25 protein-coding genes are annotated in these 19,509 nt (G+C 40.7%); 5 read left to right on the forward strand and 20 right to left on the reverse strand.

The genetic code is table 11. The annotated features are described in order from the left end of the window. Window positions 1-68: 68 nt before the first annotated feature. The 10 genes from P767_RS0107585 to P767_RS0107630 all read right to left on the reverse strand — a co-directional run bounded on the left by P767_RS0107585 (window position 69) and on the right by P767_RS0107630 (window position 4,844). Window positions 69-536 carry a CPBP family intramembrane glutamic endopeptidase gene (locus P767_RS0107585; protein ID WP_026764015.1) on the reverse strand — a complete coding sequence of 156 codons (468 nt, stop codon included), beginning with the start codon at window positions 534-536 and terminating at the stop codon, window positions 69-71. Between the two features lie 58 nt (window positions 537-594). Next, window positions 595-789: a hypothetical protein gene (locus P767_RS0107590; protein WP_026764016.1), complete on the reverse strand. Its 195-nt coding sequence runs from the start codon at window positions 787-789 to the stop codon at window positions 595-597. Window positions 790-805: 16 nt separating this feature from the next. Beyond that, the gene (locus P767_RS0107595) at window positions 806-997 is read right to left on the reverse strand and encodes a hypothetical protein (RefSeq protein ID WP_026764017.1); all 192 of its coding nucleotides are present in this window, start codon (window positions 995-997) and stop codon (window positions 806-808) included. A 358-nt stretch (window positions 998-1,355) separates the two neighbouring features. Further along, complete coding sequence (locus P767_RS0107600) at window positions 1,356-1,628, reverse strand: Txe/YoeB family addiction module toxin (RefSeq protein WP_026764018.1); 273 nt, start codon at window positions 1,626-1,628, stop codon at window positions 1,356-1,358. Between the two features lie 2 nt (window positions 1,629-1,630). Next, entirely contained in the window at window positions 1,631-1,879 is a 249-nt protein-coding gene (locus P767_RS0107605) for a type II toxin-antitoxin system Phd/YefM family antitoxin (RefSeq protein WP_026764019.1), read from the reverse strand. Between the two features lie 275 nt (window positions 1,880-2,154). Beyond that, entirely contained in the window at window positions 2,155-2,406 is a 252-nt protein-coding gene (atpC, locus tag P767_RS0107610) for an ATP synthase F1 subunit epsilon (RefSeq protein WP_026764020.1), read from the reverse strand. A gap of 3 nt (window positions 2,407-2,409) precedes the next feature. Continuing rightward, window positions 2,410-3,912, reverse strand: a complete 1,503-nt coding sequence (atpD, locus tag P767_RS0107615) for a F0F1 ATP synthase subunit beta (RefSeq protein ID WP_026764021.1) — start codon at window positions 3,910-3,912, stop codon at window positions 2,410-2,412. Between the two features lie 54 nt (window positions 3,913-3,966). Beyond that, window positions 3,967-4,230 carry a hypothetical protein gene (locus P767_RS0107620; protein ID WP_026764022.1) on the reverse strand — a complete coding sequence of 88 codons (264 nt, stop codon included), beginning with the start codon at window positions 4,228-4,230 and terminating at the stop codon, window positions 3,967-3,969. A 20-nt stretch (window positions 4,231-4,250) separates the two neighbouring features. Beyond that, window positions 4,251-4,589 (reverse strand): phage holin family protein, encoded by a 339-nt coding sequence (locus P767_RS0107625; RefSeq protein WP_026764023.1) that lies wholly within the window; start codon window positions 4,587-4,589, stop codon window positions 4,251-4,253. A 12-nt stretch (window positions 4,590-4,601) separates the two neighbouring features. Then, a complete protein-coding gene (locus tag P767_RS0107630) occupies window positions 4,602-4,844 on the reverse strand; it encodes a YtxH domain-containing protein (RefSeq protein ID WP_026764024.1) in 243 nt (80 codons plus the stop codon). A gap of 30 nt (window positions 4,845-4,874) precedes the next feature. Here P767_RS0107630 and P767_RS0107635 point away from each other — a divergent pair, with 30 nt between their 5' ends. Continuing rightward, the gene (locus P767_RS0107635) at window positions 4,875-5,939 is read left to right on the forward strand and encodes an AI-2E family transporter (RefSeq protein WP_026764025.1); all 1,065 of its coding nucleotides are present in this window, start codon (window positions 4,875-4,877) and stop codon (window positions 5,937-5,939) included. On the opposite strand, the gene P767_RS0107640 is transcribed toward P767_RS0107635, so the two are convergent. The 7 genes from P767_RS0107640 to P767_RS0107670 all read right to left on the reverse strand — a co-directional run bounded on the left by P767_RS0107640 (window position 5,931) and on the right by P767_RS0107670 (window position 14,553). Further along, window positions 5,931-6,638, reverse strand: coding sequence for an MIP/aquaporin family protein (locus tag P767_RS0107640; protein ID WP_037351688.1), 708 nt, complete (start codon window positions 6,636-6,638; stop codon window positions 5,931-5,933). The genes P767_RS0107635 and P767_RS0107640 overlap by 9 nt on opposite strands. 9 nt (window positions 6,639-6,647) lie before the next feature. After that, on the reverse strand, window positions 6,648-8,288 hold the full coding sequence (locus P767_RS0107645; RefSeq protein ID WP_216593215.1) for a glycerol-3-phosphate dehydrogenase/oxidase: 1,641 nt from the start codon (window positions 8,286-8,288) through the stop codon (window positions 6,648-6,650). A gap of 9 nt (window positions 8,289-8,297) precedes the next feature. Beyond that, window positions 8,298-9,347, reverse strand: a complete 1,050-nt coding sequence (locus tag P767_RS0107650; protein ID WP_026764028.1) for a Fic family protein — start codon at window positions 9,345-9,347, stop codon at window positions 8,298-8,300. 106 nt (window positions 9,348-9,453) lie between these two features. Then, window positions 9,454-10,638, reverse strand: a complete 1,185-nt coding sequence (locus tag P767_RS0107655; RefSeq protein WP_051417224.1) for an ATP-binding protein — start codon at window positions 10,636-10,638, stop codon at window positions 9,454-9,456. A gap of 67 nt (window positions 10,639-10,705) precedes the next feature. Next, the gene (gene glpK / locus P767_RS0107660; protein ID WP_026764030.1) at window positions 10,706-12,190 is read right to left on the reverse strand and encodes a glycerol kinase GlpK; all 1,485 of its coding nucleotides are present in this window, start codon (window positions 12,188-12,190) and stop codon (window positions 10,706-10,708) included. Window positions 12,191-12,233: 43 nt separating this feature from the next. Then, entirely contained in the window at window positions 12,234-13,634 is a 1,401-nt protein-coding gene (locus tag P767_RS0107665; protein ID WP_026764031.1) for a murein hydrolase activator EnvC family protein, read from the reverse strand. Between the two features lie 91 nt (window positions 13,635-13,725). Beyond that, window positions 13,726-14,553, reverse strand: a complete 828-nt coding sequence (locus tag P767_RS0107670; protein ID WP_026764032.1) for a lipoprotein insertase outer membrane protein LolB1 — start codon at window positions 14,551-14,553, stop codon at window positions 13,726-13,728. Window positions 14,554-14,935: 382 nt separating this feature from the next. Here P767_RS0107670 and P767_RS0107675 point away from each other — a divergent pair, with 382 nt between their 5' ends. Together P767_RS0107675 and P767_RS18165 are read left to right on the forward strand one after the other, a co-directional pair. Further along, window positions 14,936-15,196, forward strand: coding sequence for a hypothetical protein (locus P767_RS0107675; protein WP_026764033.1), 261 nt, complete (start codon window positions 14,936-14,938; stop codon window positions 15,194-15,196). Window position 15,197: 1 nt separating this feature from the next. Next, entirely contained in the window at window positions 15,198-15,836 is a 639-nt protein-coding gene (locus P767_RS18165) for a zeta toxin family protein (protein WP_026764034.1), read from the forward strand. Window positions 15,837-16,076: 240 nt separating this feature from the next. Here the strand turns inward: P767_RS18165 and P767_RS0107685 are convergent, their stop codons facing one another. Further along, on the reverse strand, window positions 16,077-16,391 hold the full coding sequence (locus tag P767_RS0107685) for a helix-turn-helix domain-containing protein (RefSeq protein ID WP_216593216.1): 315 nt from the start codon (window positions 16,389-16,391) through the stop codon (window positions 16,077-16,079). Window positions 16,392-16,494: 103 nt separating this feature from the next. On the opposite strand from P767_RS0107685, the gene P767_RS16340 reads away from it, so the two are divergent. Further along, entirely contained in the window at window positions 16,495-17,232 is a 738-nt protein-coding gene (locus P767_RS16340; protein ID WP_245586860.1) for a sugar phosphate isomerase/epimerase family protein, read from the forward strand. Window positions 17,233-17,273: 41 nt separating this feature from the next. Here P767_RS16340 and dut read toward each other — a convergent pair whose 3' ends face one another. Both dut and P767_RS0107700 read right to left on the reverse strand, forming a co-directional pair. Next, window positions 17,274-17,729 (reverse strand): dUTP diphosphatase, encoded by a 456-nt coding sequence (gene dut, locus P767_RS0107695; protein ID WP_216593217.1) that lies wholly within the window; start codon window positions 17,727-17,729, stop codon window positions 17,274-17,276. 47 nt (window positions 17,730-17,776) lie between these two features. Beyond that, window positions 17,777-18,607 carry a class I SAM-dependent methyltransferase gene (locus P767_RS0107700; protein WP_172637525.1) on the reverse strand — a complete coding sequence of 277 codons (831 nt, stop codon included), beginning with the start codon at window positions 18,605-18,607 and terminating at the stop codon, window positions 17,777-17,779. Window positions 18,608-18,896: 289 nt separating this feature from the next. Here P767_RS0107700 and P767_RS16345 point away from each other — a divergent pair, with 289 nt between their 5' ends. Further along, window positions 18,897-19,436, forward strand: coding sequence for a class I SAM-dependent methyltransferase (locus tag P767_RS16345; RefSeq protein ID WP_216593218.1), 540 nt, complete (start codon window positions 18,897-18,899; stop codon window positions 19,434-19,436). Window positions 19,437-19,509: the final 73 nt, after the last annotated feature.

Raw genomic sequence — 19,509 nt, forward strand, 5'->3', positions numbered from 1 at the left:
CAGAATAATCCAATATAGCCATTGCCGTGGGGGAAAATAAATGATATTGATATTGGGGGGGAGCATGGTTACAAAGCATATTGAGTTAAAAAGCCCAAGAAATTATATATAGAATGTGATATTGCCACTGGCAATAATGGATAAATTTTTTTCTCTATAGAAACCAAGAATAATATCCCATACACTACCCCTGAAATAAATGTTTTTGCCATATACTCAATTGAGTAATAATGAAGCAACCCAAATATTGTGGCTGATATTAAACAAGCTTCTAATAGTTTACTAGGATATCTCTTAACAATAAACCCAATAATAGAGTATTGAATTAAATATGTTTCTAAGATTGGTGCAACAATAACTGCCATTAGAAATGCCTCAAGACTAGAGTCAAATTGTGGACCAGCAGAATGATTTGGAAAAAGGACATACGAAAAAATAATAGTTACTATCAAGTCAAAAATTATTACATAAAAGACTAGCAAAGAAATCCTTCTCTTAGCAAGAGACGTAATTAATTGAATAAATAAGTTTGTCATATTTCTTTTTAGTTCTTAAAAAAACAAAATAATGGTTGGGTAAACCCAACCATTATAATTACTTTTTCAAATTTGCTGGAAGTGAATGTTGGTATTCGACTGCATCTTTCGAAAAAGTCCAAATTGCTTTTCCGGTAGCACCTACTACATAAAAAAAGTCATACCAAAAACCACCACCATCAATTGTTTGAATTTCTTCAAATGACATTTCTGTAATTCCAGAAAATTCATTTAGGTTTAATTTCTTGTTCATGATAAATTTTTTAAAATTATTTTAATGAATTCCATCCATCCTTTAACCCTTTTTTGCACTCATCCCAGTTTTCTTTGATGTCCTTAAGAACTTCAAACAAAACAACCTTTTTGAATAATTCACCAAAAAAGCCTCCTCCATTAATCTCCAGCGATTCCTCGGTACTCAGGTTTACTAAACCGAGCTGTTCAAATGATACTTTTTTCATTTTACTTAAATTTAAAAGACCTGTCTTTCGCCATGGTTATTTCAGCGTCACGCAGAAGTCCCGCTACCGTGAACTCGGGTTGGTTTACTTGTTGCAACAAGGTTTTGTTCTGAACAGTACGAAGGAACCAATAAGACCAAATAAACGGAAAGGCAGTTTTAGCAAAAAAGGTGGGTTATTTAACGGTGCTAGAAGTTTTGCTATGCAAACAAAAAAGTGATATCGAATCATAATGATGATACTTATGATTCAATAAAAGAAAAAAAATCTAAAAACAATAGAGGAATAATACTAGAAAAAGACCGTGATTTCACGGTACTGATCTAAACATGGAATTACCATTAAGTCAATAGAATATTTAATCGTAATGAAATCTACATTGAAGGATAATACATTTTTGATCCACTCCTTTTTTCCCCTCCACTTTGTACACTAGTCTATGTTCTCCAGTAATTCTTCTAGACCAAAAACCTTTTAGATCGTATCTAAGTGGTTCTGGTTTTCCCGTTCCTTTAAATGGAGTTTTTCTTATCTCTTTTAATAAGTCTTTTATTTTTAGAACGACATCTTCATCTGTTTCAATCCAAAATTGAAAATCGTCCCACCCATTTTCTGTGAATTCAAAATGCATGGTTATAATTCAAATTTTTTGGTAACCCCTTTTTCCAATTGATCTATAGATTCACGAAGTCTGTTTCTATTAGCAGCAGTAGACAACAGGTGTCCTGTTTCTGAAAGCGAATTGTATTCTTTCAAAGAAAGGATAACAACCGCCTCTTCTTCCGCAGTTCTTGACACAATCAGGGTGTCCGATGATTTGGTCACATCATCTAAATATTTTTTCATATTACTTCTTAATTGTGAAATAGAAACTGCTTGCATAACTTCAAATTGTAGTAACAAAGGTAATAAATTACATTAAAACGTACAAAATAACGTACAATTAATACTATCGGTATATTTTTTCACCATTTTCAAAAAAACGATAGAGCCTACCCCCTCCGTGAAACATTCTTGTGAAACAATTTTCACTAAAGACCGCCATACTCTCGCAAAAACCACAACATAGCCCCAAAAAAAACAGCCCCTCAAAATGGAGGAGCTATTCAAACTTATAAGAGAAATTTATTATTTCGTTTCAGCAAAAGGCTGTGCCACTATAAGGCAACTGCCCCTTCTACCAGCACGGTTACTTTGTTGTTCAACACTTCAACAAAACCGCTTTGGATAGAGTACTTTTCTACTTCTTTCTTATCCTTTAAAATTTTCAGGTTACCCTTACCCAAGGCACTTACCAATGGCGCGTGCTTATCAAGGATTTCGAATAAACCACTTATACCAGGCAACTGTACACCGTACACTTCACCACTGTATAATTTTTTTTCAGGCGTTAATATTTCTAGAATCATAAATTATCCTTTTGCTGCTTCGATCATTTTCTTACCCTTCTCAATGGCGTCATCCAAAGTACCTACAAGGTTAAAGGCTGCTTCAGGATAATCATCCACTTCACCGTCCATGATGGCGTTGAAACCCTTGATGGTATCATCAATGCTCACGAATACACCTTTTAAACCAGTGAACTGTTCAGCAACGTGGAAAGGCTGAGATAAGAAACGCTGTACTTTACGAGCACGCTGTACGGTCATTTTATCTTCTTCGCTCAATTCATCCATACCAAGGATAGCAATGATATCCTGTAGTTCCTTGTAACGCTGAAGAATCAACTTTACACGGTTAGCCGTTTCGTAGTGTGCTTCACCTACGATAGCCGGAGTAAGGATACGAGAAGTAGAATCCAATGGATCCACCGCAGGGTAGATACCTAAGTCGGCAATCTTACGGCTTAATACGGTAGTAGCATCCAAGTGAGCGAAAGTAGTTGCAGGAGCCGGGTCAGTCAAGTCATCCGCAGGTACGTAAACGGCCTGTACAGAAGTGATAGAACCATTCTTGGTAGAAGTAATACGCTCTTGCATCAATCCCATTTCAGTAGCAAGGGTTGGCTGGTAACCTACCGCTGAAGGCATACGGCCTAACAACGCAGATACTTCAGATCCTGCCTGAGTAAAACGGAAGATATTATCAACGAAGAACAAAATGTCCTTACCTTTTCCAGTACCATCACCATCGCGGAAGTATTCCGCAATAGTTAAACCACTTAAAGCCACACGAGCACGAGCCCCTGGAGGTTCGTTCATCTGACCGAATACGAAAGTAGCTTTTGAATCTTTCAGACCTTCTAAGTCAACCTTAGAAAGATCCCATCCGCCTTCTTCCATGCTATGTTTAAAGCCATCACCATATTTCATGATACCCGCTTCAATCATCTCACGCAATAAGTCGTTACCCTCACGAGTACGCTCACCCACACCGGCGAATACAGAAAGACCACCATGACCTTTCGCGATATTGTTAATTAATTCCTGAATCAATACGGTTTTACCTACACCCGCACCACCGAACAAACCAATCTTACCACCCTTTGCATAAGGTTCAATAAGGTCGATTACTTTAATACCGGTAAACAATACTTCTGTTGCAGTACTTAGGTTTTCGAAGCTTGGTGGCTTAGCGTGGATCGGACGACCGTTGCTCTTATCTAATTGAGGAAGACCATCAATAGCGTCACCAGTTACATTAAACAAACGACCGTTGATACCTTCACCGATTGGCATAGCGATGGCTTTACCTGTATCAACTACAGACATACCTCTTACTAAACCTTCAGTTCCGTCCATCGCAATGGTACGTACACTGTCTTCTCCTAGGTGCTGCTGTACCTCAAGTACCAGCTTGTCACCGTTTTCCTTGGTTATCTCTAAGGCATTGTAGATTTCAGGCAATGCGCTGTCCTGAAAATGAACGTCTACAACCGCACCAATAATTTGTTTAATCTTCCCTGTTGTTGCCATAAATGGTTGATTTGGCCGCAAAGGTAAGGGTAAGCCGCAAAAAAGGCGAAGGAACTAGTCCTTTTTTTTCTTGAAAATTGAAAAGAGGGACTGGGCCACGGGAACCAGTTTTAAAATATTCCATGCCCCGGCCAGGCTGGCAGTGGTTAAAACCGCGGGAACAATGGCTCCGGAGGCTTTTTTAAAGAGTTGGGAGGGGATTTTAGCTGCCCGCTCACCCAGGTCCTTCTCCTGACTGGCCAGGTGCCCTTTTAGCTGGGCGATGGCTTTCTGGAGTTCTTCCTGGTTGCTGATAGATGGAGGCGTAAAGGCTGGCATGGTAAAAGCGATATGGGTGGTTACTTAAAAAGATTTTTAATGATGGAATTGCGAACCCCGCCGGCGATGGATTTCTGGAAAATCAGCACTAAAACGGCCAATCCCAGAAAAAAAGCTGCTACATAGCCAAAACCCTTCACCAGACTACCTGTGAGGTCGGTTAAATAATAGGCAGCCATGATCCCCCCGAAAATAAGGGCAAAGACAAACAAAACACCCAGAATGGTCAAGAGGGCGCCTGCCGCCATTTTATCACTTACTTTATCGGCCACCTGCATTTTGGCCAAAAGGATTCTGTTCTGAATATAATCTTCCAGTTCCTGCTTGGCGTCTTTAAAAAATTGATTGGAGTCGGACATGGCTTGCTTCTTCTAGGCTTCTGAAACTTTGTTTTCTAATTCTTTCACCAGCTGTTTGGCTTTAGCCAATAGTTCTTCTACATTCTCTTTGGCTTTGCCATAGGTTTCCTGCATATCTTCTTTAATTTCATCCGTATCAATATTCATATTGGCCAGTAACTCTTTTCCTTTATCGGAACTCAGGTACAAAGCCAATGCTGAACCAGCCAATACTCCCAGCAATAAACCGGAAATGAATTTATTGTTCTCGCTCATAAATAATACATTTGATACAAGTTACGAAAAATGCAACAAGACCATAAGATAAACCGCTATATTTTTCTGGGCGTCATGCTATTGTTCGCGGCGTTTTTGTTTTATACATTAAAACAATTTTTCACTGCGTTCCTTGCTGCTACTATATTCTATGTGCTCAGTAAACCCAGCGTAGAATTTCTGGTGAAGAAAAAAAACTGGAGCAAAACAGCTGCTGCCGTATTAGTGATAGTGGTGTCTTTCTTTATCATTCTGCTGCCTTTCTCTTTTTTGGCGGGCATGTTGTATCAAAAAGCCTTGTTGATTGCAGGCAATACGGATGCATTTTTAGAACCCCTAAAGCAATTGGATGAGCAACTAAAAATGGAATACCATTTTGAACTCTTATCAGAAAAAAACCTGAGCGGCATTCAGAATTATTTTACTGATTTTATCAGCAGTATTCTCAGTCAGGGATTACACTTACTCAGCGCCATGGGTATGATGTACTTCATTTTGTTTTTCATGATTGCGAACCTAAACAGAATGGAAGCTGCCATCGTTTTTTATCTGCCCTTTAAGCGCGAAAAAATTATGTTGTTTGCCAACGAACTCAGGGCACAGACCGTGAGCAATGCCATTGGGGTTCCTATGATTGCCATTATTCAGGGAGGACTGGCCTGGTTATATTATATGTGGGTAGGATTACCAGAGCCTGGTTTCTGGGGCGTACTCACAGGTTTGTCATCCGTGATTCCGATTATAGGCGCCGGATTAATCTGGGTACCGGTGAGTATTTATATCATGGCCAATATTGGACTGGGCTATGGCATTGGACTAATCGCCTGGGGATCCCTGGTGATGGGCGTAATGGACAATGTGGTACGATTTGTACTGGCTAAAAAAATGGCAGATGTTCATCCGCTGGTTACATTGCTAGGCGTAATCATGGGCTTGCAATATTTTGGTATCACCGGATTAATCTTTGGCCCCTTGATTATTTCTTACTTCCTGATCTTATTAAAAATCTACTACCAGGAATTTCAGCATACGCCCACCATTATGAAGAAAAAGAAAGTGGCGAGCAAGCATTTTAAGCTTCCGTTTTTAAAATAGGGTAGTATAAACAGCTCCGGCTAAATAAGCTCCTAAAATAGGGCCCACAATGGGAACCCATGCATATTCCCAATCCGCACTTACTTTGTTTTTCATTGGCAGAATAGCATACATAATACGCGGGCCCAGGTCACGGGCAGGATTGATGGCATAACCCGTTGGACCACCAAAACTTAAACCAATACCCAGCACCACCAAGGCCACGGGCAAAGCATCAAAAGAGCCCAATGCATGTTCTCCTTTGGAGAGGAATAAAACCGCCAGCATAAAAATAAACGTAGCTAAAAATTCGGTTAGAAAATTTTGGGTTGGATTCCGAATGGCAGGATCCGTGCAAAAGCAAGCCCGCTGCGTTGCGCCATCTGCGGTTGCATAAAAATGATCCTTGTAAATAACAAATACAAGAAACTGACCCAGCATGGCTCCCAGTAATTGAGCCAGCAAATATTGCGGCACCAGGGACCATTCAAACTTTCCGAGAGAAGCCAATCCAATCGTTACCGCTGAATTCAAATGCGCACCACTAGAAGCAGCCGCCATATACACCCCGATAAACACCGCCATACTCCAGCCAAACGTGATGGCAATTAAGCCCCCATTGTTTCCTTTGGTTTTATTTAAAACCACATTGGCCACCACTCCATTACCAAAGGCAATGATGGTAGCGGTTCCTAAGAGTTCAGCGATGAATGCATTCATGATTTGAATTTACTGAATTATGTATTGTTGTGCTAATTGAATAAAGGATTGCACTTGCTCCTCTCTTTGTTCATTGGACCAATGCAATTCTTTTTGAAGAATGGCTGCAACGGCTGGCGCAATTTCAATGGCGGCTCTGGCATCTAGGAAGAGCAGTCTGTTGCGGCGCGCAAGAAAATCTTCCACGGTTTTAACGTATTTGCAGCGCGCCGCAACAACCACATCCACCGCGCGAATGGCATAGGCACCAACAGAATGGTCAGCGCCATCCGAACTTGAAATTTTCTTTACCTCCTGAAACAAGTGCGCCCCCAATGAAGGGGCTTCTTTCAATAGCTGTTCAGCTAATTTTTGCGAATCACCTAAATCGCCTATCGGCAAATCTTTGGTAATGCATTTTCGCTCGACAGATTTGTCACTGGATTTCGATTTCTTATTCAGTTTCGCTGCGGACTTACCCCCTTCAAGTCTTCCAATAAAGACAGCATTGTTCACGGCGTCTTCGGCCATCTTTCGATAAGTGGTCCATTTTCCTCCGGTAATCGTAACCATTTTGCTGGGAGAAACCACCAGGGTATGATCGCGGGAGAGCATGGACGAAACGTTTGTGCCTGCTGCTTTTACCAGCGGTCTTAATCCCACAAAAACACTGAGCACATCTGCTTTGGTGAGTTGGGCATTGCAGTAGCGATTGAAATGATCCAAAAGAAAAATAATTTCTTCCGCCAGCGGCAGCGGCTCTGCTTCAATATGATCCACATGGGTATCGGTAGTGCCTACTACCACTTTGCCCTGCCAGGGCACGGCAAATAAAACGCGACCATCATCGGTCTTGGGAATCATGAGCGCATTAGTACCTTTAAAATGTTTGGCATCAATCACCAGGTGAATCCCCTGCGAAGGATAAACCAGCGTATCAGCATTCGGGTCATCCATTTGCAAAACCGCATCCGTAAAAACGCCGGTTGCGTTGATCACTGTTTTGCAGGAAACTTTTTGGGGCGCGGGGACCGAAGTCCTGTGTTCGCTGCCGCTGGTCGCCTGGTCTCTGGCACCCGCCTGCAAAGTATCCGCAAGCTCCACTCCTACAATAATCCCCTTCTCTTTAATCAAACCCACAGCCTTCGTATAGTTCATTACTGTTGCGCCATAACGCTCTGCCGTATGAACTAAGTCAATGCAGAGTTCCGCATCATTGAACTGACCATCGTAATATAAAATGCCGCCCACCAACTTCGCAGGGTTCAGTGCAGGCAATAATTCTATCGTTTTCTTGCGAGAGAGCAATTGGGTTTTACCCAATGATAATTTCCCTGAAAGAATATCATACACTTTCAGCCCAACGCTGTAATAAAACTTTTCCCATAAGCTGAAAACGGGTACCACAAAGGGTTGCGTGCCCGTAACATGTGGTGCATTTTTGAGTAATCTGCCGCGTTCGGCTAACGCCTCGCGCACCAATTTAATATTCCCCTGCGCCAGATAACGAACTCCACCATGCACCAACTTCGTAGAACGGCTTGAAGTACCCTTTCCAAAATCGTATTGTTCCACCAACAAAGTCTTATACCCCCGCGAAGCCGCGTCCACTGCTGCACCACAACCTGTTGCACCGCCGCCGATGATTACTATATCATATGTAGTGTTCAAATCATTCATTTAAAAGTAGGCATTCACTGCAAATTCAAATTGATTGATAAATACATGCTTAAATGGGGACAAATTATTTTGCTCATAGAAAACAAGCATCGCCTTTTTATATTCAATTGAATCAATGGTTCTGAATGATATAGGACAGTAATGATGATTCATCAATATGGCATTACTAATAATTCTCGCTGTTCTTTTATTGCCATCAGAAAATGGCTGTATGTAAGAGATTAATACCAACGCCAACAAAGATTTTTCAAATACATTGCTTTTTGCATTAATTAAAGCGCACATTGATTCAAGTGCCTCTTTAATTTGATATTCGTTATCCAAAGGCGTATAATTCGTTCCCGTAATTCCCACTCTACCACTACGGATATTTCTTTTAATATCTAACTCTTTAACCAGTATACTGTGAATGTCTTCAATGCCAGCAACAGTGATTGGATCTACATAATTTGTATGCTCAATAATAAAATCAATGGCTGCTTTATGATTTAGCAACATGGTTGCTTCATCTTTCGTTTTACCTGCAGCCGTTTCTTTGTCTTTCAACAATCTTTCTGTTTCTAACAAAGAATAGGTATTTCCTTCAATTTGAGATGACTTCCAACTTAAATCAATAGCCAATCTTTCTAACTCTTTTTGAAATTCAACTTGAGTTAATTTGGACGAATTATTGGTAAACTTCTTTTGTAGATTATTCAATAGATCCAACTCAGATTTTGTAAAGAGGGTAACATTATATAAAGTTTCTTCTATCAAGTCCAGATTGAACTTATCCTGAATTTTACGTTCATCAATCTCTTTCTCAAAATAATGCTCAACATTTATTGGACGAATGATATTGTACGATGCGCTGAGATCGTATTTCCTGCTTTTCAATTCACCAATTGCAGTAATCAAATCTTCCGCCACTAATTCCTGTAGCTTCCTTCTTAAAGTAGCAAGACTTATTGTAAGATTCAACCCATCCAATATTTCCTGAGAAGAACATCTTGGATTATTGGCAATAAAGCCAATTATTGCGTCCGTATTATCGGCTAATTTTCTGGGCATGAAAGATTTTATCAATCATAAATATAATATTTATCAATCAAAAAAAGGGTTAAATGAGTTATAAGTTGCCATTTTTTGATTGATAAATAACATGTGCTTCAAAAGTCTAAAACAACTCAACTGGATTCATTTGCAAAAACTCGGACACAGGAATTCCTTTTGCCCCCACCAAAATTGTTTTTTTGGAGTTATACAATTTTTTAAATGCTTCCAACCCACGAAAATCAGTTTCATCGTTACTTTTCACTTCCAACGCAATCAATTCCTTGTTCTTTTCTAAAATAAAATCTACTTCTAGTATATTTTCTCGCCAATAAAACAGTTGCGAATGATTGGTTAACGAGCTGTTTAAAATATGCGCCCCAACCGCTGATTCAACCATTCTTCCCCATGCTGCTGCATCACTCATTACCTGCTTTTTCGTTTGAGATAGCTGTGCACTGATTAATGCATTATTATGCACCTGAAACTTAGGGCTGGATGATCTTTTTCGAATAATATCCCCTGCATATTTTTCTATTCCACCCAATAAACCAGCCGTATGTAAAAGGCCGAGATAATGACTTAAAGTTGTGGTATTACCCGCATCCTGCAGCTGTCCAATCATCTTTGTGTACGACAAAATCTGACCAGCGTACAAGCATCCTAATTCAAAAAGTTTTTTCATCAATGCTGGTTTATCTATCCGCGTCAGCATTAAAATATCCCGGGAAATACTTGATTCAATAATTGCATGAAGCATGTATTCTTTCCACCTTACTTCATCATGAACAAATGCGGCACTGCCAGGATATCCCCCAAACCAAACAAAATCTTCAAATGAATAATCAAATGCTGCTTTCATTTCCGAATAACTCCAATGCCCCATATAAATGAGCTCGAATCTACCTGCCAAAGACTCCGTTAAACCCTTTTGAATAAGCAGTCGGGAAGACCCTAATAAAACCAATTTGATATTCGCCTCCAATCTGGTATCCTCATCCCAAAGCAATTTTACTGTTTCACTCCACTGGTCAATCTTTTGAATTTCATCGATAATTAAAACAAACTCTTTCGCATTTTCTTGCTTCAATTTCAAACGGGCAAATTCCCACTGTTGCTGCAACCAAATACCGCTTCCCAGTGGTACAGCATCGGCAGAAACAAATAAATAAGGGGTTCTTAAGTCCTTTACAACCTGACTTACCATGGTTGTTTTACCCACCTGACGAGGCCCAATAATCACCTGCATAAAGCGCCGTGGCTCCATGAGTCTTTTTGTAAGCGATTGATAATGAATTCGTTGGAACATAATTCTAATTTTACTCAATGTAATGAGTAAAATTACTCAATATATTGAGTAAATCAAAGAAACCTGCTTAATACTTCATCGCAGCTCCTACTGCTTTGGCCCAGCCAGTTGCGAGTTCGTCGCGTGAAGCCAAAGTCATAGCTGGTGTAAAAACGCGATCGCGCTGCCAGATGCTTTGTATCTCTGAAACAGAACCCCAGTAACCCACAGCCAGACCAGCTAAATACGCCGCACCAAGCGCCGTGGTTTCCACCGTAGTAGGACGCACCACCGAAGTTTGCAATAAATCGCATTGAAACTGCATTAAGCTATTGTTAACCGTTGCGCCTCCATCCACGCGCAATTCTTTAATAGAAATACCGGCATCGGCTTCCATGGCTTTGAGTACATCCATGGTTTGATAAGCAATGCTATCCACTGCGGCACGGGCAATATGTGCACGGGTAGTACCCCGCGTAATGCCAACAATGGTTCCACGCGCATGCTGATTCCAGTAAGGCGCTCCCAATCCCGCGAAAGCCGGAACCACATATACTCCGTCCGATGAAGACACTTGTGCAGCAAGGGTTTCCACTTCCGTAGAAGAACGAATAATTTGCAAGCCATCCCGCAACCATTGCACTACTGCCCCCGCAATAAACACCGAACCTTCGAGTGCATATTGCGTAACCCCATTCACCTGCCAGGCAATGGTAGTGAGCAATTGATTGGTGGAACGAACGGGCTTCTCACCTGTATTCATCAACATGAAACAACCCGTACCGTAAGTATTTTTTACCATGCCGGGCTGGGTACATTGCTGACCAAACAAAGCTGCCTGCTGATCACCCGCAATCCCTGCAATGGGCACGGGATGCGAAGTCAGAATGCTTTGGGTAAGTCCGTAAATTTCACTGGAACTTTTTACCTGGGGGAGCATGGCTGCGGGAATATCGAAGAGCGCAAGCAAATCGGCATCCCACTGCAGGGTATGAATATTATAGAGCATGGTACGCGATGCATTCGACACATCGGTTACATGCACTTGACCGTTGGTGAGTTTCCAAACCAACCAGGTATCAATCGTGCCCATGATGAGTTCACCCTTCTCAGCCATGGCACGGGCACCCGCTACATTATCCAGTATCCATTTTACTTTGGTAGCAGAAAAATACGCGTCTACAATCAATCCTGTTTTTTCCTGAATGGTTGCCGCATGACCAGCTGCTTTTAATTCATCACAATAATTCGCAGTTCTTCTGTCCTGCCAAACAATGGCATTGTATACGGGAACACCTGTATTTTTATTCCAAACCACCGTGGTCTCGCGCTGATTGGTAATGCCAATGGCTGCGATATTCTGAATGCTCAAACCCGCTTTGGTAATGGCTTCCGCAGCCACACCAATTTGCGTGCTCCAGATTTCATTGGCATCGTGCTCTACCCAACCGGGTTGCGGAAATATTTGCGTAAATTCTTTTTGTGCCGTAGAAAAAATCGCACCGTTTTTATCAAATAAAATGGCACGGCTACTCGTGGTTCCCTGGTCAAAAGAAAGGATATATTGTTGCATAAAAAGCTTTGCAACAAGATACAGAAATTACCAAGAAGAAATTTTATTTAGAACGCAACCAAGGTGCCGGATTCTGTGCCACACTCTTATCGTTCATGATCATGAATAAGATGCCGCCTTCTCCGTCAATAGAAGTGCCCGACTTGCCCAATACCGTACCTGCTTTCACTTTCTGGTCACGGGAAACCGCAACCGTGGAGAGATTTTTATAACCGGTAAAATATTTACCATGCTTAACGAGTACAATATTTTCATCGGCCACTTCACCCGCATACACTACTTCCCCATCGGCCACACAACGAACCGGTGAGCCTACTGGCACAGCAATTTCAAGGCCGTCCGATTTCTGCATCAACTTGGTGCCCGCATAACTCTGGGTTCCAAATCCCACCGTAACAATACCATTGCTAACCGGCCAGGGCAAACGACCCTTGTTGTTCTCAAAATTCAAAGAGAGCTCCATGCCTTCCGGCGTAGATTCCAAAGGAGAATAGGTTCTGTCTTTGGCTGCAGAAGTAACCCCTGTTGCAGGGTCGTTCAAAGTAGGTTTGGGGGGATTAGTACTGCCGCTATTACCAGCACCCGCCCCGTTAGCCACCGCCGTATTTGTAGTTTTCTTATCGGCTGCGGCCTGCGCTGCTGCTGCATCCTGTGCCGCTTTTAATTTACGCGCATCTTCTAATGCTTTCAAACGCTTGGCTTCCTCTCTTTTCTTGGCTTCTTCAATTTCTCTACGAATCACCGCATTAATGGCCACGGCCACTTTCTGACGCTGGTTCTCTTTATCGCGAATTTGTTTATTGAGTTCTTTTTCTTTCCCCTTTAATTGGGCCACCACCTGATCCTGCTCTTTTTTGTCTTCTTCCAGATCTAGCAATTGTTTGTTCTGCACTTCCAGTGTGCTCAGTCTTTCTTTCTTGTTCGCGCTTAAAACCCCAATTTTTTCCTGTAATAGTTTTTCGCTCTGCACAATGGCGCTGGCCTGGGTTTCGCGGTTCTGGCGATAACTCTTTAAATAGGCAGCACGCTTCATAGCGTCGTTGAAGTTTTGGGCAGAGAAAAGGAAATTCAGGTATTCGTAACTGCTTCTGTTTTTATAGGCAAAAACAATGCTCTTGGCATATTTTACTTTCAGGGTATCCAGTTCCTTGCGAAGTCTGTAGATATCTCGTTCGTTTAAATAGATGGTTTCATCCAGTTGCTTTACTTCGCGGTTGATGCCATTGATCAGCGCTTCACGTGCATTGATTTTTCTTTTGATGATGGCCAGTTGCTTCACCGAAGATTTGGTGCTCTTCTGGGTTTCGCGGTACAACTGATTTAGCTCGGCCAGTTCCTTTTCAATGCTCTGTTTCTGTTTCTGCAATTCTTCTCTGTTCTGCGCTACTGCTACGAAGCCACTAAAGAGCAGCACTGCTAAAAGAGAGAAAACTTGTTTAAACATAGCTATGTATTAAAATGATGGCAAAGATTTTGATGATTCCGAACGGCCACAGTTCTAAGGTCAAACAATAAACGTTAAAACCGTCCTTAAATTACTTTCGTTTGTAGTTTTTAGGCACTTCGAAGGTATATTTTAACGGTTCGTTTAGGGCGAACTCTTTAAAATCGAGGTTGATATCGAGTTTGCTCTTCTCCGCCACCACTATTTTTCGCTGGGTAGCAAACTGATAGGTACCCATGGGCTGATAATTGCTGAAACTGATGGCACAGGTTCGGTTTCTTTGAATGTCCACGTCGTCGAGCTTGCTGTGTACCACTTTAAAATCATCGTTGGAAAGGGAAATCAGGTGCTTGAAAATTTCGCCCACCATCAGAACCGATAAAGTGGTAGGACCATCGCGGTAAGAAACAATATTGTCCGTTACAAAAACAGGATTGCCAATCAATAAATCTTGCAACGTAGAAAAATCAAAGGGAATCTGGGTCGCTTCTTTCAGGTAGTCGATGGTGCGGTATTGCACATATTTATCTCCTACTTTTTTTACCAGCACCACAGAGTCTTTGGAAATTTTTACCTGTAATCCTTCTGCAGAAATACCCAGAAAGGAACCACGGATACGGATAAAAATTAAGGAATCTTTGGCAATGCTTAAATAGCCGGTGTAGCTATCGCTGTTCTCCGCACTTTCGTAGTCAATTTTTATTTTGGCATTGAAGGTCTTGAACTGGATATTGTTGGTGACCACTTTGTCCATGATGTTGCGGACAATAGCGGCGGAGTCTACTTTGGGGGTTTCGGTGATGACTACGGTTTGGGTCGTGTCTTTTTTGTCGATTGCCTCCTGGATGGTTGCCACTTTCTTCACTGTCTTACAGCTGGCAAGGATGGTGATTAACATTAGTATTTTTAAATATTTCATTGTGTTATTTTAACATGTGGGATAGACAAAATTCGTTAGCTGATTTTTTTTCAAAAAATCAAATGCCTCATTCTGTCTATCCCACATAAAATATTATTCAATAAATGACTTTGAAATCCTGTTTGCTTTCAAACAACCATCCTCGCCAAATATCTGACAATGAATGAACAGTGCCTTGCGGGGTTGCTTATAAAGCGGGTGCAAAGATAGCCAATTTAATAGCCTTTGGAAACACAAAAAACAAGGCTTTTAGACAGGTTCAAAGGTTTTTATGTCAAAATACTTTTTTTAATGTGTATATACTTATCTAACAACCAATAATTAGGTTTACTTTGACAATTTATTTCTCAAAAAAATGGCTAATTATTAGTAAATTCGCAATATGTCTATAGTTAAAATAGCTAGTAAGAAAGGGACCAATGCGGTGAAAAAACTTCGTGAAAATAAACTCAGAAGCGGTCTTCCATTTATGATTAACGTAAAAGAATTATCTACCAACCAATGCTACCTTGAGTACCCTAATGGCAGTATTAAATTAATTACTGTTGTTCATTCATCAAGAGACATTGATGTGGTTCGTGAATTATCAAAGACAGAGGCCACACATTTAAGAAAACGCTTTCACTTCTCAGAAGTAAAGTAAGATGCCCCTTCTTTACATCATAACAGGTTCAAATGGTGCCGGTAAATCATCTGTAGGGCCTGAATATATTCCCACACATTTAAGAAGCTCGATTTTTGATGGCGATAAACTCTTTATGCAGAAAAGAAGCGAGTTTTGGGTAAATGGTATAAAGTCTCACAAAGAGTGTAAAAAACTTGCTGCAGAATTTGTTGAAACTACCTTTGACCAATTAGTCAATACTGCGTTAGAATACAATCAAGATTTTGCTTACGAAGGTCACTTTACGAATGATGCAACTTGGAGTATACCTCAAAAGTTTATGGAGTCTGGATATAAAATACATCTAATTTTTTTTGGTTTAACGGACACAGCTCTTTCTGAAACACGTGTAATTGGTAGAGCTCAAGAAGGCGGTCATTATGTTGACCCTTTTACCTTATCTTCAAATTTTTATGGTAATCTAGAAAAATTAGACCAGTATTTTAAGATTTTTGATTCTGTTACAATTCTTGACACTTCAGGTATTGAACATATTGGATTAGCTGTGATAAAAAAGGGGAAATGCTTTTCTTCTGTTGCAATAAATGAACTTCCAGAATGGTTTACCTTAAACTTACCAAAAATTACTGCAACTATTTATCAAATTGCAGAAAAGTGAATGTTGAATTTTAAAATGAATAATTGCCAGATCACTGAAAAGAATTAGCAAATAACTCCCCGTATTTTTTTCTAAATAATTATGAAACTCCTTTTTCTCATCAAAGTTCTTAGGCAATTTCACAATACCTGATAAGCTTTTAACCTTTGGACTAATTTTTTCAGTTTTGATATTCCGATCTACTTGTTCTGACTTCAATGAAGGTTTAGATTTCATAATCTAAGTGCTTTTAAAAACAACTTATAGTGTAACAGATAATTTAAGATGTCCCCCAAGTCCAACCTCTATAATTTTTTGCAGAGTTGAGATTCGAACATCTTTGATGTCATTTTCAACTTTTGAGATATAAGCTTTATTTGTTCCACATTTCGCCGCGAGTTGCTCTTGAGTTAGCCCTTTTTCCAGCCTAGCTTCTTGTATTAAAGTTCCTAATTTAAAGCTTTCATAGCCTTTATCGAACTTGTTTCTTTTTGTAGATCCTTTCTTACCATATTCCTCTTCTATTAAAAGAGTAAGCGACTTTGTATTATTTTTTATTTTCTTTGGTTCAGACACAATGCAAATATACAAAAGTAGTCCAATAAGGCAACTTTTTTTGAAATAAATCCACAGCCCGAAGGAGCCATGAAAAGAAGTCAATTTATCCAGTCGGTTGCCCTTGGAGCGCTTAGTGTGGGCCTGGGCGACGTGTTTGGGCAGTATTGGATACAACCAGTTGGAGATTTATGGTTACAATGGTACTTTCTTTGGTAAAACACCCAAGGAGTTCAAAACCATCCTGGCCAATACAGGCATGAAAGTGATCAGCTCGCACCATGTGTCGGGCTATGGAATGAAAATAAAGGGCAGTTTACAGGACAACTGGAAACAAACCGTAGAAGACCTGGCCGCCATAGATTCCAAATATATGGGCTGTTCCTACTTGTTCCCCAACGAAAGAACCAAAGAAATCTATACCGCATTACCCGACCTTTTAAATAGTTGCGGAGAAGTATCCAAAACCGCGGGCATTCAGTTCATTTACCATAACCACGATTTTGAATTTGAACAATTCGGAGACACGCTGGCCTACGACCATTTGCAGAATAAAACAGATGCCAATCTGGTAAAGATGGAGTTAGACCTGTACTGGATTTATAAAGCCGGCAAAGATCCATTGGCTTATTTTAACAAGTACCCGGGCCGTTTCCCGCTATGGCATGTAAAAGATATGTCTACCGCTGGGGAAATAACCGAAGTGGGCAATGGCACTATTGATTTTGCTAAAATATTTGCTGCCCGCAAGAAAGCAGGACTAAAGCATTGGTTTGTGGAGCAGGATATTAGCAAGGGCGATATTTTAGAAAGCCTGCAATCCAGTCACAAATTTTTAAGTGCACAGAAATTCTCCGGATAGCACCTAATATATTTGAGTTTGCAGGCGAATTTCTTGCAAACTCAAACCTTCCCAGTACTACCGAATCCGCCGGCTCCACGATCTGAGCTAGTTAATTCTGTTGCAGGAACCCATTGAATTTGCTCTACTTTCTGTAAGACCATTTGAGCAATGCGGTCTCCGGGATGAATAGTCTGAGGCTCCAAAGAAAGATTAATCAAAATTACTTTGACTTCTCCCCGGTAATCCGCATCAATAGTGCCGGGGGTATTGAGGCAGGTAATGCCCTGTTTAATCGCGAGGCCACTTCGGGGGCGGATCTGAATTTCATAGCCCAAGGGAATCTCCACAAACAGACCAGTAGGCACCAGCACCCGCTCGGAAGGTTGCAAAACGAGCGGTTCGGAAATAAAAGCGCGAATGTCCATTCCCGAAGAACCCAATGTCGCGTATTCGGGTAGCGCGTTGTTAGATTGGTTAATAATTTTTATCTGGATAGATGTAAGACGATTGTGCACAGTTATTTTTTGAGCAATCTACAAAATTTCAATTGGCCTTTTAAGAATTAAATCCGCTTCATCCAAAATGAACCCGGATTGGCTGTTGTATTTAAATTCAATAGCACTGCAGCCGTTTGCTCATAATAATCCTTGGTTAAATAATTAAGCGAGCAGGTTATTTGAAAGTCTTTATTGTTGCTGAGGAATGCTTCCAGTAAATACTGTTCATTCCAGAATTTTAATTCATCCTGCAACCAGACTTTAGGATAATTTCTGGGCGTGAAAATATCGTGTACATGAATCCATACACCGGGCTTAATTCTGGGCAGCACTTGCAAATATTCGAATAGCACATCGTTATCGGGCCTGATGATATGCGAGGAATCAATGAATAAAATATCATTGGGCTCCAGTACCTCAAAAAAAGCCGGATCCAGTTCTTCCACTTTTTTTCGAATTAACTCAATGCCCTCTATCTGTTCTAGCCAGTTACATTCATAGGGCTCAATACAGGTCATGCTTACAAGGTGTCCTTCAGAGGTATTTTTTTGTATCGCCTGTAAGGCCAATTTAGTAGAATGCCCTGAGCCTATTTCTATGATTCTTTTGGGTTTCAGGTTCCTGATTAACAAATAGTACAAGTCGGCATCTCCCCTGCCAAATGCAGGATTATTCAAGTAGAATTTTGCAGTAGCTACATTGCTATTATTCTCAAGCCCCCCTTCGGATACAAGTCCATCAAGGTTTTCCGCCAGCGACAACAACTCCTCTTTGTGTTGCAGCAACTGTAAAAATGCCAACTGTCCTTCCACATTAAAGTCCAGATGCAGTGCTCTCTTTGCAGCAGGATCAAAAGACCTGGAAAAAATAAATTGTGGCTCGTAATAATGATTCAAAATTGGAAAAACACCCGTATGCTCAAACAATTTTTTGTGTCTCGGAAAATGGGGCAATCCAAACTTTCGCACCAACCCCACACACTTCAAACCCAAATAGCTAATGGGAATCAGTAGGAGGTCAGCTAAAAAAAAGGCGATTTGTCTCATAACAATCTGCAATATAGGAGCATATCCTTTATTTTTGCCTTGGATGTATAAAAAGATCGTACATAAGATATCGGACAATACGCAAAGGAATTCTGTTTCACATCAATTTAGAAATAAGCGCTTCCAGTTTTTTTTAACCTTGTTAAAAGAGATCCCTAAGCCCCTGACCATTCTGGATATTGGGGGTACGGTTGATTTCTGGAAGGCCATGAATTTCAATGAGCCGGATGTTCGCATCATTTTGCTCAACCTGGAGGAAACCCCCAATGTGTCAGCACCCTTTGTATCTGTAAAGGGAGATGCTACGAATCTGAAAGAATTTGCAGACCAAAGTGTCGACATTGTATTTTCCAATTCGGTTATAGAACACTTATACACCTGGGAAAACCAACAAAAAATGGCGAAAGAAGTGCAGCGGGTTGGCAAATACCATTTTATACAAACCCCCAATTACTGGTTCCCGATAGAACCCCATTGGGTATTCCCGTTTTTTCAGTTTTTTCCTAAAAGAATACAATATTGGCTAACCCAGCATTTCCAGTTGGGTCATATCCCCCGTAAGCCCAATTTTGAAGATGCCAGGCGTCAGGTAGATGAAATTAAGCTGCTCTCGAAAAGAGAATATGCCCAATTATTCCCTGAATCTATTCTCTACATGGAAAAAATTTGCCGGATTTAATAAATCCTTTGTAGCCTATTCAAAGCGAATGGGGTAAATTAGTGCAGTTTAAATATGAAGAAAAATGCCAACC

The sequence above is a fragment of the Sediminibacterium salmoneum NBRC 103935 genome (assembly GCF_000511175.1).
GTDB classification, from domain to species: domain Bacteria; phylum Bacteroidota; class Bacteroidia; order Chitinophagales; family Chitinophagaceae; genus Sediminibacterium; species Sediminibacterium salmoneum.